We start from the raw sequence: 15,441 nt of genomic DNA on the forward strand, positions 1-15,441 counted from the left end.
ATGTAAAAGAATAATTGCAACTTTAAACTATTCATCTGGTCTACCTATTTTTAAAAGAATGAGAAATTTTGCTAAAAGCTTTTTATGCGTAATACTGATCATACCGCTTGCATCTTCTGTTAGTAAAAGTCAAACAACTACGACTTACACAAAGTATGTAAATACATTTATCGGTTCGGAGGGAGTTACCGACCCTAAGATACTGGGTTATGAGTTGCCAAAGGGTTGGCGAGCTTGGTCGGGACTTACCTTTCCAGGTAGTTCGTTGCCTAATGCTATGGTGCAATTGAGTCCCATGACAAAGTTTCAACCCGCCGGTGCCGGATACGAATATGAAGATTCGGTTATTGTGGGCTTTACGCATACCAATAAAGGCCATTGGAATTTGGGCAATATTCCTATTCTGCCGCTTTCAAATCCGGGGGGGCAATTTGGTTCGAGGTTTTCACACAAAAAGGAAAGTGCTTCTCCCGGTTTTTACCAGGTATACCTGGATGATTACCATGTCAATGTAAGTTTAACATCTACATTAAGGTGCGGCTATCATAGGTACGAGTATAAAAACAATGCCAACAGGCAAATACTTTTTGACTTGTCCAAAGCGCTTAGTCACCCGTCAACATGGAAAATTGAACAGGTTGGAGATTTTGCTTTACAGGGTTTTCAGGGCGGCGAAAACGTTTATTTTTATGCTATACTGAATACCAAAATTGAAAAATTAGAAAAGAAGGATGAGGGCGAGCGTACAGGTTTCGCCATAGTGCATTTGGCTAATGGTAACACAGGTTCGGTTGAACTTAAAATAGGCTTGTCATTTGTAAGTGTCGAAAACGCCAAACAAAACCTGGAAAAAGAAATAGGCGGTAAAACATTTGAAGCTGTTCGGAAAGAAGCAAACCAGCAATGGGAAACTCTATTGTCATCCATCCAGGTAAAAGGCGGAACTGATAAACAAAGGCAGATGTTTTACTCTTGCATGTACCGGTCATTTCTGTGGCCGGCATTACGTAGTGATGTAAACGGAGAGTTTAAGGATATCAAAAATAATATCGTAAAAACGGGCATTATCTATTACACTGAACCATCGTTATGGGATACCTATCGAAATAAGGATGTGCTGTTAGAGCTTATCAGCCCAAATGTTACGCTTAATGTTATTAAATCACTGAAAGATAAAGGCGATAAAACAGGTTTTATACCCACTTTTTTTCATGGTGACCATGCCACGTCTTCTATCGCAGGAGCTTATCTACGGGGTATTGATGATTTTGATATTAAAGGCACTTACCAGTTACTGTTAAGAAATGCTAATGTAGAGGGTGGAACCCGCCCGTTTATAACTGAATATATCAAAAAGGGATATATCTCCGACCCGGACATCGCTGCACCTAACGTAGAAACCAAGGGCAAAGCCGGCGTATCAAAAACGTTAGAATATTCTTATGATGATTATTCTGTTGCCCAGATCGCCAAAAAATTGGGCGATACCGTTAATTACAGAATATTGATGGCCAGATCCAAAAACTATAAAAATGTATTTGATCCATCAACGAAATTTATGAGGGGACGGTTAGAAAATGGGGATTGGGTAAAGAATTTCAATCCTCAGTATCCTTATTATGAATATATGTACAGGGAGGCAAATGCCTGGCAGATATCTTTCTTCGCTCCTCATGACATGCCGGGCTTGATTAAGCTTTATGGCGGATCAAAGAATTTTGAAGCTAAACTGGATTCGTTTTTTACCGTGCCATGGAACCCTCATTACATTGCCCGGAATGTAGAAACTATGGTAGGGCAATATTGCCAGGGTAACCAGCCCGACCACGAGGCGCCTTTTGCCTATTATTTTGTTGGCAAACCCTGGAAATCACAAAAGATCATTGACCATATACTGAATAATTTATATGGCATGGGTAGTAATGGATTGGAGCTTAGCGGCATGGATGATGCAGGTGAAATGTCGGCTTGGTATGTGTTCAGTGCATTGGGGCTTTATCCATTTTCGGCAACCGATCCGGAATATATTGTGACTGTACCGCTTTTTGATGAAATAAAATGGAAAACCAGTACGGGGAAAATAGTAACGATAACCAAACCAGGGAAGGGGAGAGCCTTAACATCTATAAAAATAAACGGAAAGGAAAATAAAGGCTACTTTGTGCCCAATAGTTTGTTTGCCAATGGTGGTCATATCAATGTGATCACAAAATAACGGTAAATTGAATTGATGAAAAAAGGAAATATTCAGCACTGGATATTTCCTTTTTTCGTTAAGCCCATTCTTTGACAACGGGGCGGTTTTTCTAATAATTGTGACCTACCTTTTGTGCCTGATTGATTTTTTCCATTTTTTGATAAGGATGTGAGTAATTGCTTACTTATATTAGTCTGCTATTTATAGTTCAACTAATTATAACCAACCCTGGTCACTCTTAAACTTATTAAAATGAAGGCGTTTATTGTTAATGCATGGCTTTTACTTATTGGCATAAGCGCTGCATTGGCGCAGCAACTTGATCCCGAGATAGCCCGCTTAAAAAATTATATCGATCAAAAAACGGTTTATGATGCCCGCAAGCAGCAAAAAATAGATGAATTGCAGGTACAACTCGATAAAGCGGCCCCACTTAATCTGCAGCTGCGGTTTGATATTTATTCCAAACTGTATGATGAGTATAAAAGCTTTAATTACGGCAAAGCCTTTAACTATGCCCAAAAGTTGCAGCAGATGGGTACCGCTATTAATGATCCTACAAAAATAGCATACGCCAAGGTAAAAATGGGGTTTATCCTATTATCATCGGGCATGTTTAAGGAAACTTTTGATACACTAAGGTCTGTAAAACTGGCTGGTTTGCCTCGGTCCGTTAAAGAAGAATATTACCTGCTTACAGCCCGTACCTATTATGATTTAGCCGATTTTGACCGGGATAGCTTTTACACCAGTATTTACAACAGCAATGGTAACCAGTATATTGATTCGGCCACCCGCTTATGTGATCACACTTCGTTCGAGTATATTTATTATAACGGACTGAAGTACATTAAATCGGGCGAATTGAAAAAAGCCGTGCAAAATCTGCGTTTACTGATTGATCATCACCACCTGTCCGATCACCAGTATGCGGTAACCACATCTACGCTTAGCGATATTTACATTCAGCATAACAAACCCGATAGCGCTGCAGCGTTACTGATAGGGGCTGCAATTGCCGATATCAAATCATCAACCAAGGAAGCAGCCGCCATGCTCAACCTGGCCCAGTTGTTAGATAAAAGGGGTAATACCGATGATGCATACCTGTTTATTAAACAGGCAATGGATGATGCCGTTTATTATGGTGCCCGCCAGCGCAAGGTTCAGGTAAGTGCTATTTTACCGGTTATTGCCAGCGCGCGCATCCTTTCTGAACAGGGACAGAAACGAGCATTCATGTTCTACTCCCTGTTGTTAACACTGTTTGCGGTAGTGGTGGTGGTTTTTATTGTGATCATATCCAAGCAATTAAAGCGAATAAAAGCGACGGATAAGTTGCTTGTTGAGGCCAATGCTAATCTGCGGCACACCATCGAAAAATTGAATGAAGCGGAAAAGATCAAGGAGGAATACATCGGGTATTATCTTAACATTATATCCGACTATATGAACAAGCTGGAGCGTTTTAAAAACTCCATCGAACAACGACTTACCACGCGTAAATTTGATGATATAAAATTGCTAATCAGTAACATCAACCTTAAAAAAGAGCGCGAGGAGCTATTTAGTAATTTCGATAAGGCTTTTTTAAAGCTCTTCCCCAATTTTGTAACGGAATTTAATAACCTTTTCCCTACCGAACATCAAACCCATCTGCTGCCAGATCAGCTTTTAAACAGCGATCTGCGGATATTTGCCCTGGTGCGTTTGGGTATTAGCGATACCGATAAAATAGCCCGGATCTTAGAGTACTCACTCAATACTATTTACAATTACCGCACCCGCATCAAAAACAAATCGTACGATCCCGATGGTTTCGAAGCTCACATCATGGGCATTAACGCGGTGTAAGGGCTTTAATACCTTGCATTTCGTTATATCTCATTTATATTTTTACTACTCTGTATGTTATAAATATATCTGATTGTCAGTAATTTATAATTATATTTTCTTAATAAGGGTTTATATTCGTAGTTCAGTACCTTGCTTTGACCGCAAATACTACCTCTCTTTGAATCGGCAGACCGGCAATGGTGTTTGGCGCTAATATGCCGTCTGCATACACCAATTTAAAAACCAATTTCATGAACATGCATAAAGGCACAACACATCTGCTAGGCAGCTGCGCGTACTCAATTTTGCAATGCTGGTTTCCGAAGCATTGGTATGCGGCCATATCGTCCGCCTATCTGTCATCTGCATAAAATAAAGCGAACCCCATTAGTATTTATCCTTAATTAATTCCAATGAGCACAAACCTTAAACCCAAACATTATGTATAAAAAACAACTACTCAAAAAACTGCTTATCAGCCCCTTATTTGTGTTGCTTTGCATAGCCGCAATGGCGCAGGGCATATCAATAAAAGGTAAGCTCACAGACGAAAGGGGCCTGGCGCTTCCCGGGGTTTCTGTAGCTATTAAGGGCACTACGCGGGGCACCCTAACCGATGCCGAAGGTAACTACACCATATTAGCCGGCAATCGGGATGTACTGGTGTTCACTATGATAGGATATGGCAGACAGGAAGAAACGGTTGGCAATCGTGTCAATATCAGCATACAGCTTTCACCAGATCCACACAGCCTTAACGAAGTAGTGGTGGTGGGTTATGGTACCCAGCGCCGTAAAGACCTTACAGGCTCTGTAGGATCGGTAAAAGGCGAAGCGTTCAAGAACCAGCCTATTACAAATCCTACAGATGCGTTACAGGGGCGTATAGCAGGTGTCGATATCGTTAAAAGTTCAGGTGCGCCTGATGCTACGCCCAGCATTGTGATCCGCGGTTTAGCATCGCTTAACCAACCTGCGCCGCTTTACATTGTAGATGGAGTGCGTGTACCCGATGGTAATAACATCAATGTACAGGATATTGCTACTATTGATGTACTTAAAGATGCCAGCTCAGCCGCTATTTATGGCGCTGCAGCAGCCGGTGGTGTTATTGTGATCACCACTAAAAAAGGCACTTCGGGTACGCCTACCATTAATTTTTCTGCACGTTATGGCATTACCAAACCCAAGCTGATCAAGCTATTGGATAAAAATGATTTCATTAAGCTGGAAAATATTGTCAATCCAACTTATTTCCAAACATCTCCCGGAACCCCAAGACCAGGTATTGATACATTGGCCAATACAGATTGGGTAAAAGCGATATATGATAATGCTTACGAGCAAAATTATAACGCCTCGGTAGCCGGATCTACTCCTGTAGTAAATTACCTGGTATCGGGGTTTTATAACAATCAGAAGGGTATTTACATCAAAAACTCATCGCGCATTGGTGGTGCACGTGTAAATACCGATCTGAAACTTTCCAGCTGGCTGAAAGTAGGCGAACAGTTGGCGTTGTCGCAGCGCAGCACATCGCCACCTGTAGGTACCGAGGCTCAGTTGCATAACGCGCCGTTCCGCACATTACCTGTAATACCCATTAAGGATCGTTTTGGCAAATTTGGCACCGTACCTCAAGGCTACGGACAGCTATCGCAATTTGGTGGACCTAATCCTGTAGGCAGCGCATTCTACGCTACAGCTAATAACCAAAAGAACAATGTTCAATCAAACGTATACGCCGAAATTACCCTGCCGTATGGTTTTAGTATCAGGAGTAATTTTAGCTACAATTACTACCTGGAAAACCAGGATTATTTCCAGGACGCGTTTACCATTGGTAAAACAAGTTCATCAACTAATTCACTTACCAAATATTTTATCCAAAGCACACAATTCCTCAATAATGATGTGCTGAGCTGGAATAAAAGTTATGGTAAGCACAATCTGAGCGCGGTAGTCGGTTACGAAGTGATCGACAATAAGTATAACATGGTTAACGCCGCCGAAACTTCTATCGGCTTACCGGGTTACTCGTTTATTCAAACATCAGGCTCAAACCTTTCTATCGCCGGTAAAACGGATAACAATGGTCTCATCCGTTCGAAATTCGCCCGTTTAAACTATAACTTCAATAGTCGCTACTATCTGTCGGGATCTATCCGCCAGGATGCCAACTATACCGTGTTTGGCCCCGATAAGCAAAAAGGTCGTTTCGCCGCTGGTTCTGCCGGATGGAACATTAGTGAAGAGGAATTTTTTAAACCATTACTACGGGTAATTAATAACCTGAAATTACGTGGTAGCTATGGTGAGTTAGGTAACAGTACCATTCCTGCATACTTATACGTATCGGCCTACAACCAGTTTAATGCTACCAATGGTATTGCCTCTGGTGCGCAGAACTTCTCGCAGGGCGGTCCGCTGATCATCGCCAATTCGGTGAACGCTATTCCCAACCCCGATCTGCATTGGGAAACCATTCGTGAAACCAACATCGGTTTAGATGGTGAGGCCCTGGGCGGTAAAATATATTACTCCATTGAATATTATAATAAGAACACCGATGGTATGTTGTACAACATCAATCTGCCCTTAAGCACGGGTTTTACCGCGCCATACATTGCCAATGTGGGCAAGGTAAACAACAGGGGTTGGGATATTTTACTGGGCTATCGTAATACCTCCGGTAAATTTGGATACGACATTAGCGTAACCGGTGGTTTCAACAAAAACAAAGTAGTTAGCCTGAGCGGCCTGGCAACAGACGCTATTTATGATGGTATTAACTACTATAGTATAGGTGATGCGGGCTTTAACATGATGCCTAACCAAAATCTAACCATCACCAAAGCCGGTCTGCCATTTGGGTCATTCTATGGTTACAAAGTACAGGGCATGTTTCAAACAGATGCCCAAGCTGCTGGTAGTCCGCAGGGAAGCACTGCTAAAGCCGGTGACTTGATATATGAAGACTTTAACCACGACGGTAAGATCACTGCGGATGACCGCCAGGTATTGGGTAATCCTAATCCGAAATTGGTTTACGGTGTCAGTGCCCGGTTTAATTATAAGGGCTTAGACCTTGCTTTGTTATTCAACGGTGTACAAGGCATAGATCTGTTTAACGGGGTTAATGCGTATAAACAGTTTCCGTTTGCTGATGGTAATACTACCCGCCAGGTATTTAATGCCTCGTATCTGGGATCAAACGGGTTAACCAGTCAGCCACGTCTTGGCGTAAAGAATCCTGACGGCACTTTCACGCTCGATCCTAATAAAAACTACCAAACCGTGAGTAGCTATTTTGTGGAGAACGGTAGTTACCTGAAGCTAAAGAACGCGCAATTGGGCTACACATTTAGCAATAGTTTATTAAGCAAGCTGAAAATTAAGAGTGCGAGAGTATTTATTATGGGGAATAACCTGTTCACCATTACCAAATACAGTGGCCTTGATCCCGAATTGGGTTTCGCAGCCTCTCAGCTTGGTTACTCTGGTGCTACTACGCGCGGCGTAGACGCAGTATCACAGTACCCGCAAACCCGTATCTATTCATTAGGCCTTGATGTTAATTTTTAATTGAAGAGTCATGACAAAGAAAATATATCTATCCATATTACTGGCAGCGGCTCTTACAGCAGGCTGCAAAAAGGCACCGCTTAACGCAAGCGACCCGTCAAAATATTCAACAAGCAATTACCCGGCATCGGTTGGCGACCTGCAGAGTGTGCTGGCAGCCAGCTATTCAAACCTGCGCGATCAGAACCTGTTCGGTTTCAACCTGTTGCCAAAGGCACTTTCGAACGCTACGCATACCGCCAATTCAGCTTATAGTGGTGATGCTGGCTGGAACGAGATGGCCAATACTAACCTCAGTGTTACTAATTCTTACTCCACCGGCGCATATACCTCGCTGTTCACCGGTGTGAAAAATTGCAATGTTACACTGGCTGGCGCCGATTTGCTGACCAAGAAGGGCGGCCTCTCGTCCGATGATGCAAACAATGTGAACTACATACGCGGTCAGGCATATTTTATGCGCGCATTTTACTATATGTGGCTGGAATGCCTCTTCGGCGAAAGCTATGTTAGTCCCAGTGCCGGCGGCGATAAAATGGGCGTGCCTATCTACAACGGTATTCCAGCCAGCCTGGCCGAAACTCAGGTACCCCGCGCTACAGCCCGTGCGGTATGGGATTTTATAGAAAGTGACCTGAAACAGGCCGCGACACTCCTGAAAGGTAAAACCTGGACTGGTGTTGATGTAGGTCGTCCTACTGAGTGGGCCGCAAAAGGTTTACTGGGCAAAGCATATGTATACACACAGGATTGGGCGAATGCCAAAACCACACTGAATGATGTAATACAGAACAGTGGTAAAACACTGATGCCCTTTGCCAAATATGCCGACTCCTTTGATGGCAACCCTGCTAATGAATTTAACGAGGAATCGCTATTTGAATTAAATGTTGACCCTGATGGCAAGGGTAATGATTACGGTATTTACGGCGGTAAGGCGGCTAATGCCACCACCATTAACGGCCTCATATGGCCTGCCTGGGCATTGGGCGATGATGGTACCGAAGGTGCCGCGCAGCCTTTGGGCTATGGTAACGAAGTAGTTCACGACCGTAATATCCCTCGTTTTGGTTTCAGCATAGGTTATTATAATTTGGTTAATAATCCTGCATTTGATAACTCAAAACCGGCCAGCTATAATAATCCTAAACAGGTGATGGATCCGGCTTACCGTACACAGGCCCTGGCTGTGCGCGCCAACAAAACTGCCGACCCGCGGTTGTTTGTAAACACTGTAGAACCATGGATAGATCAGGTGAAGCCCAATGGTTCTACGGTTTACCCAGCCTCAAAACCTAATTTTTATGCGGGGCAGGTAAATACCTATGGTTTTAGCTTCCGCAAATACTCGCCGGTAAATTATAATGTTAACAGCCCATCGCAACTGGGCAATGCCAGTGCCAGCGGCCCGGCCGATGCCTGGAATATTTACCTGCTGCGTATGGCCGATGTTTATCTGCTATATGCCGAAGCCTGTAAAGGTGGCGGCGACAATGCTAATGCGCTGGAATATCTGAACAAAGTAAAACGCCGTGCTTACAGTTATCCTATCAATGGCGCTTCACCCGTAGATTACGCATCACTTTCAGCCCCTACCGCAGCCATCGGCGACCCGGTATTGGGCAATAATCCACTTTACTACGAGCGTTTCGCCGAATTGTTTAACGAGGGCTACTGGTGGTTTGACGTTTGCCGCTGGCGCATTGGTAAATCGGAAGCGACTTATTACGGTACGGCACTTAATCTGAACGGAGCTATCAAATGGGACGATAACAAATCGTACACATGGCCAATTCCGCTGGCCGAGATTAACAGTAACAGCAAAATAAAACAAAACCCGGGCTATTAATAATCAATTGATAGGGGGGCGGGGCCTACAACCTGTTCCCCTTTTTTGGAAAAACTTTCTGTCGAAATTTCAAGTGATGTATCCTAAAGCACCATCTATGAACTGTGGTTAATGACCGCACGTATCTTGCTGTTGGAAAGCCTGATCACTAAATAAAAAACTAATGAAAAGAATATTTATTTGTATACCCTACCTGTTGCTGATGCAGCATATAACCTTTGCACAGGAAGATAAAATGGCAGAAGCCACTATGGACAAAGTGAAGTTGCATGTGCAGATGCAAAATGATGGGCGCCCAACATATGATGTGATTTATAACAACAAACAATTCATCAAAACATCGGGCCTGGGTTTTGAATTGGCCGATGATAGTACCTTTTACAAGAATTTTAAATGGCTGGGCAGTGATACCAAACAGGTAGACGAAACATGGTCGCCGGTTTTGGGTGAGGTGAGTAAGATACGTAACCACTACCAGCAACTGACTGTACATTTACAGCATCAGGGTGGGCAACAGCGTTTGCTGGATATTGTGTTCAGGGTGTTTGCAGATGGAGTTGGTTTTAGATATGAATTTCCGCAACAGCCCAATCTCGGTTATTTTATTATTACAAACGAGCGTACCGAATTTGCACTTGCTGGCGATGATAAAGCGTTTTGGATACCGGGCGATTATGACAGCAACGAATATCTGTACACCACATCAAAGATCAGTCAGGTGGATAACACGCAGATTGTAAAAAATGCCACTGATATTGCTGTTCGTACAGCTCCAGATGCTAAAGCGGTACAAACTCCATTGATGCTGAAGAGTGATGATGGGCTTTACATTAACATCCACGAAGCGGGATTGATGAACTATAGCGCTATGCAACTGCATGTGGATAACGTTACTTACAAACTAACTTCGGCATTGGTGCCCGATGCGGTTGGCAACAAAGCCTATTTAAAAGCACCTGATCATACCCCCTGGCGCACTATTATTGTGAGTGATAAAGCGGCAGATATCCTTTCGTCAAAAATGATCCTCAACCTGAATGAGCCATCGCGCATTGCCAATACATCGTGGATAAAACCTATGAAATTTGTGGGTGTATGGTGGGAAATGCAAACCGGAAAAAGTACATGGAGCTATGCCAAAAATGCCGATGATAAAGATGCGAACGGTAAACTTATCCCGAGCGGACAGCATGGGGCAAATACGGCTAATGTAAAACGCTTTATTGATTTTGCCGCGCAGAATGGAATCCAGGGTGTATTGGTTGAGGGCTGGAATGTGGGCTGGGAGGACTGGTTTGGTAACTGGAAGGAAGATGTATTCGACTTTGTGACCCCATATCCCGATTTTGATGTGGCGGATATTCAAGCTTATGCAAAGGCAAAAGGTGTACAGATGATCATGCATAATGAAACATCGGGTTCGGCCACCAATTATGAGCGCCGCATGGATACCGCATTTGGTTTTATGAATAAGTTTGGTTACACATCAGTAAAAACAGGTTACGTTGGCCGGATTATTCCGCGGGGCGAGCATCATGATGGGCAATGGATGGTGCAGCACTACACCCGTGTGGCACAAAAAGCGGCCGATCATGGAGTAATGCTTGATGCTCATGAACCAATGCGACCTACAGGCGTGCAGCGTACTTATCCAAATTGGATAGCCAGCGAAGCCGGCCGGGGTAATGAGTACAACGCCTTTAGTACCGGCAACCCACCCGAGCACGAAACCATTATGCCCTTCACACGATTAATGGGTGGCCCCATGGATTATACACCTGGTATTTTTAAACTCAAAAATTACTCTTCTAACCCCGAAAGGCAGGTGCATACAACCCTGGCCAAGCAATTGGCACTTTATGTAACCATGTATAGTCCGTTGCAAATGGCAGCCGACCTGCCCGAAAACTACCAGGCACATATGGATGCATTCCAGTTTATTAAAGATGTGGCGGTTGATTGGGACGATACCCGGATATTAGAAGCCGAACCTGGCGACTACATCACTATAGCCCGCAAAGCCAAGGGAACTGGTGATTGGTTTATAGGAGCCATAACTGATGAACAGGCCCGCAGTACCGCATTCCCTCTTAATTTTTTGGATAAAGGACGGAGCTATGAGTGTATCATTTATGCCGATGCTGCCAATGCCGATTGGAAAAACAAACCCGAGGCTTATCAGATAAAAAAGATAAGAGTGGATTCCAATTCAAAATTAAATATAAAACTGGCTCCGGGTGGGGGAGCGGCCATTAGTATTAAGTTGCTGAAGTAGATATCTCCATCATCACAGCCGATTATAAGACATTCGTGTTGATATCGAAGTTTAGGTCAGGAAAATCAGACAAGGTATTAAACCATGTGGAAAGTATCAAAGCTTTCCTGAAAACAAGATTTGTTAGAGGGAAAAATATAAGAATGCCATTATTTGCGGATAATTAACAACGATTTAACAAAATATTTAGTTATTTTTAGCATTGTTGATTATGCCATGGATGATATAAGTGCTTTTCCTGACCATTCTTTGTCCGAATTGTTAAAATCGGGTAGTCATGAAGCTTATAATGAAATTTACAAGCGTTATTTTGGCTTAATGTTCATTGACGCGTGCAAACGGACGGCCAGCAAGGAAGATGCGCAGGACATAGTCCAGGAAACGTTTATTAATCTTTGGAACAGGCGGGAATATCTTGATCCGGAGAAAAGTATCGCCGGTTATCTCTACGCGGCCATGCGCAACAAAGTTATCGACTGGTTTACCCATCAGGAAGTAAACTCCAAACACATTAATTCCTTCAAGGCATTTTATGAAACAGGCACTTGTATTACGGATCATGCTATTCGTGAAAAACAGCTGGCCTCTATCATCGAACGTGAAATTGATGCCTTACCTCCACGAATGAGAGAGATATTTATTTTAAGTCGCAGGGCAAATCTCAGCCATAAACAAATCGCCCAACAGCTTGATCTGTCTGAGCTTACTGTTAAAACCCAGGTAAAGCATGCACTTAAAATTCTACGTATCAGGCTTGGGCTGGTGGTATTTATTGCTATGCTTATAGGCGTTAAATAATAGCGTTTTCTATATCCTGAAAATATCTGAAAAAAGAATAGCGCTGTTTGCACAGCGCTATCGGGTTAAAGTAGAAGGGGACAAAAAAGCTTTTATTCTGCGGTTTTTTCCGGTAGTAACTGAAATGTGATCATGTTAGTGCCTGATAGAAATACCTGTGCGGCTTGTTTTAATGATGCTGCATCTATTTTTTGCAGGAGTTTATCTGTATCGAGTGCCTGGAGCACATCTTCATTGTTTTCATATTGGTTGAGGAGGTAATTCAGCCAGAAACCATTGTCCTTTAAAGCCAGTTCCACATTTTTTTCATACTGGGCTTTAAATTTTTGTACATCTTCTGCATCCGGACCTTTCTCCTTTAGAATATTCATTTCCTGCTCAACCATGTTTACCAGGTGGTCGGCATTTTGCGGGGCGCAGCCAAAGGCTACCGTAAGGGCAAAGCGGTTATGCGGATATTTGTTATAGCTGGTTTGTACCTGCGGGCTGTACACCTCGCCTTCGGCTTCACGCAGCTGTTGCAACACTTTGATCTGCAATACATCTCCTAAAGCTTTTAACTGCAGGTTGGCCAGTGGGCTATACGTATAATCACCGCTGAATACCAGTTGTACAGTAGCCTTATTCTCGGTGCCTTTGTATACCTTTTTTACAATAAACCCGGTAGGGATATGAATGCCAAGATCACGGGGTTTGATATGCTGATGCGTAGCTGGCAACGAACCTAAATAAAGCTCCAATAGTGGTATAATGCTCTCTGGTTTAAAGTTGCCAACAAAAACAAACGTAAATCCGGAGGCATCGGCAAAACGCTCCTTATAAATATCATAGGCGCGCAGCAAGGTGATTTTACCAATACGGTCTGCGGTTGGTGGAGCCGAGCGGTAATTATAATTGCCTAATACATAACTAACGGTATCTGCAAATACATTTGCCGGACTGGCATAGCGATTAGTTAAACCGGCAATGGCATTATTAATAGTGTTTTTAAACATCAGTGTATCCTTACGGGGGGCGGTAAACTGTAGGTAAGTTAATTGCAGAGCGGCTTCCAGATCCTGAGGCGCAGCACCTGCCCTGATGGTTGATGCGCGACCTATAATGTTAGCTGATGATGAAGCTACTTTGCCAGTAAAAAGATTATTAAGCTGTATCATGCTAAAGTCACCCAAACCCATCCTGTTCATGATGCCGCCCGCATTTGATGCCACATCATAGTCGGTATATTCATATAGTGATGTGCCACCGGGTGCAAATGCTCCATAAATGATCTGATCATTTTTGAAATCGGTAGGTTTCAGGATTACGTTTACGCCGTTGCTGAGGGTTAATTTGGTAATATTGAGCTGCGTAATATTTTGTTTGCTAATTACTTTACCAGCTTTGGGTTTCACAGAAAGCAATGGCTTTGTTATCTCATCTTCTTTAAAAGGTTGAAGATTTTCTTTGCTTACTTTAGTTATCCAGCTTTGCACGGTAGCAGAATCGGGTAGGGAGGCCCTGTCTTTTTCTGGGGCTGATACCAGTACATCCACGTCTTTTGATGCTAAATACGCATTCATCAGCGTATTGATATCATCCAGTGCAATGGCATTGATATGGTCTTTGGTGAATTGATATTCCCAAGCAATACCTGGTGAGGCTTCGCTATTTAAAAATAAACGCTGATATTCCTTTACATAGCTGGTTGAAGGAGTTTTGCCTTGTTCATTTACGCTGTTTTGAAGACCACGCAGATAGCTTTGTTTAACACGGTCAAATTCGGTTTTTGTAAAGCCATAACGCTTAATTCTTTCCATAACCCGCCAGGTTTGTGCAAAGCTTTGCTCCAACCTGCCATCTTTAGCTGATACGCTAAAGCTCAGCATGTCCACATTTTTTAATACCCCGCCAATGCCCGCGCTCATACCGGTAAAGGCAGGGTTGCTTTCGCGGCTTAACTCCGCCAGTCTGCGGTTACTCAGCAATTGGTTGAACAGGTTTTGTTTGATCGAGATGATATAATCTTGCTCGGTTTTTAGTTCCGGGGCCTGGTGTTTCATCATGATCTCCAGATCGGTTGTAGTTGCTTCCTTATCAGTAACGATCATGAACTGGCTTTTGCCGGTTAAGGGGACATCATATTGCGTACGCGCCCTTTCATTCTGAGGATTTTTAAGATCGGCAAATTTTTCTTTAACCAGCTTTTCGGCTTCGTTTAGATCTACATCACCTACAATGATCAGTGCCTGCAGGTCGGGACGGTACCAGTCATGATGAAAGCGTTTGATCACCTCAGGTTTAAATTTGGTTAATACCGCGTCGGTACCTATGGGTAGCCTGTCGGCATAGCGGGCATGGTTCAGCAACATGGGCAAGTATTGTCTCGACATACGGTCCTTAGCACCTTTACCCAACCTTTCTTCTTCCAATACAACGCCTCGTTCTTTTTCAATTTCGGTAGGATCTAAAGTAGCCTCCTGCGCCCAGTCGCGCATTATGCGCATACCGTTACCAAACATGGCAGGATCATCGGTAGGGATGGGCAACTGGTAAACTGTTTCGTCAAAACTGGTATAGGCATTCAGATCAGCGCCAAAACGAACGCCGGCTTTTTGCAGGTAATCAACCAGATCATTTTTCGGAAAGTTTTTGGTGCCGTTAAAGTTCATGTGCTCCATAAAATGAGCTAAACCCTGCTGATCGTCGTCTTCGAGCACTGAACCTACTTTATTAACGAGGTATAATTCTACGCGTTTTTTGGGTTGCTCATTATGACGAATATAATAAGTAAAGCCATTGGCTAGCTTGCCAGTGCGCACAGCCGGATCTAAGGGAATGGATTGCGCCCAGGTTGCGTATCCGGTAAAGCTGAGAGCGGTGATTAGTATCAGTTTTTTAATATCCATGGGGAGGAGGCGT

The 15,441-nt window shown here is 43.3% G+C and carries 7 protein-coding genes; 6 read left to right on the forward strand and 1 reads right to left on the reverse strand.

The window, feature by feature from the left end; all coding sequences use genetic code 11:
• Positions 1 to 58 precede the first annotated feature (58 nt).
• The 6 genes from FHW89_RS01000 to FHW89_RS01025 all read left to right on the forward strand — a co-directional run bounded on the left by FHW89_RS01000 (position 59) and on the right by FHW89_RS01025 (position 12,540).
• Positions 59 to 2,215: a GH92 family glycosyl hydrolase gene (locus tag FHW89_RS01000; RefSeq protein WP_172333147.1), complete on the forward strand. Its 2,157-nt coding sequence runs from the start codon at positions 59 to 61 to the stop codon at positions 2,213 to 2,215.
• 234 nt (positions 2,216 to 2,449) lie between these two features.
• Positions 2,450 to 4,051: a DUF6377 domain-containing protein gene (locus FHW89_RS01005; protein ID WP_253952129.1), complete on the forward strand. Its 1,602-nt coding sequence runs from the start codon at positions 2,450 to 2,452 to the stop codon at positions 4,049 to 4,051.
• Between the two features lie 423 nt (positions 4,052 to 4,474).
• Positions 4,475 to 7,618, forward strand: a complete 3,144-nt coding sequence (locus FHW89_RS01010; protein ID WP_172333148.1) for a SusC/RagA family TonB-linked outer membrane protein — start codon at positions 4,475 to 4,477, stop codon at positions 7,616 to 7,618.
• A gap of 10 nt (positions 7,619 to 7,628) precedes the next feature.
• Positions 7,629 to 9,467 carry a RagB/SusD family nutrient uptake outer membrane protein gene (locus FHW89_RS01015; RefSeq protein WP_172333149.1) on the forward strand — a complete coding sequence of 613 codons (1,839 nt, stop codon included), beginning with the start codon at positions 7,629 to 7,631 and terminating at the stop codon, positions 9,465 to 9,467.
• 163 nt (positions 9,468 to 9,630) lie between these two features.
• Positions 9,631 to 11,742, forward strand: coding sequence for a glycoside hydrolase family 97 protein (locus FHW89_RS01020; protein ID WP_172333150.1), 2,112 nt, complete (start codon positions 9,631 to 9,633; stop codon positions 11,740 to 11,742).
• Positions 11,743 to 11,958: 216 nt separating this feature from the next.
• Positions 11,959 to 12,540: an RNA polymerase sigma-70 factor gene (locus FHW89_RS01025; RefSeq protein WP_172333151.1), complete on the forward strand. Its 582-nt coding sequence runs from the start codon at positions 11,959 to 11,961 to the stop codon at positions 12,538 to 12,540.
• 92 nt (positions 12,541 to 12,632) lie between these two features.
• Here the strand turns inward: FHW89_RS01025 and FHW89_RS01030 are convergent, their stop codons facing one another.
• Positions 12,633 to 15,428 (reverse strand): pitrilysin family protein, encoded by a 2,796-nt coding sequence (locus FHW89_RS01030; RefSeq protein WP_172333152.1) that lies wholly within the window; start codon positions 15,426 to 15,428, stop codon positions 12,633 to 12,635.
• Positions 15,429 to 15,441: the final 13 nt, after the last annotated feature.

Origin of the sequence: Mucilaginibacter sp. SG564 (assembly GCF_013149275.1) — a bacterium.
GTDB lineage: Bacteria > Bacteroidota > Bacteroidia > Sphingobacteriales > Sphingobacteriaceae > Mucilaginibacter.

Bases quoted from the DNA above. Each gene is read 5' to 3' on its own strand.
- FHW89_RS01020 (WP_172333150.1), top strand. From the start codon at position 9,631: ATGAAAAGAATATTTATTTGTATACCCTACCTGTTGCTGATGCAGCAT.
- FHW89_RS01000 (WP_172333147.1), top strand. From the start codon at position 59: ATGAGAAATTTTGCTAAAAGCTTTTTATGCGTAATACTGATCATACCG.
- FHW89_RS01010 (WP_172333148.1), top strand. From the start codon at position 4,475: ATGTATAAAAAACAACTACTCAAAAAACTGCTTATCAGCCCCTTATTT.
- FHW89_RS01025 (WP_172333151.1), top strand. From the start codon at position 11,959: ATGGATGATATAAGTGCTTTTCCTGACCATTCTTTGTCCGAATTGTTA.
- FHW89_RS01015 (WP_172333149.1), top strand. From the start codon at position 7,629: ATGACAAAGAAAATATATCTATCCATATTACTGGCAGCGGCTCTTACA.
- FHW89_RS01005 (WP_253952129.1), top strand. From the start codon at position 2,450: ATGAAGGCGTTTATTGTTAATGCATGGCTTTTACTTATTGGCATAAGC.
- FHW89_RS01030 (WP_172333152.1), bottom strand. From the start codon at position 15,428: ATGGATATTAAAAAACTGATACTAATCACCGCTCTCAGCTTTACCGGA.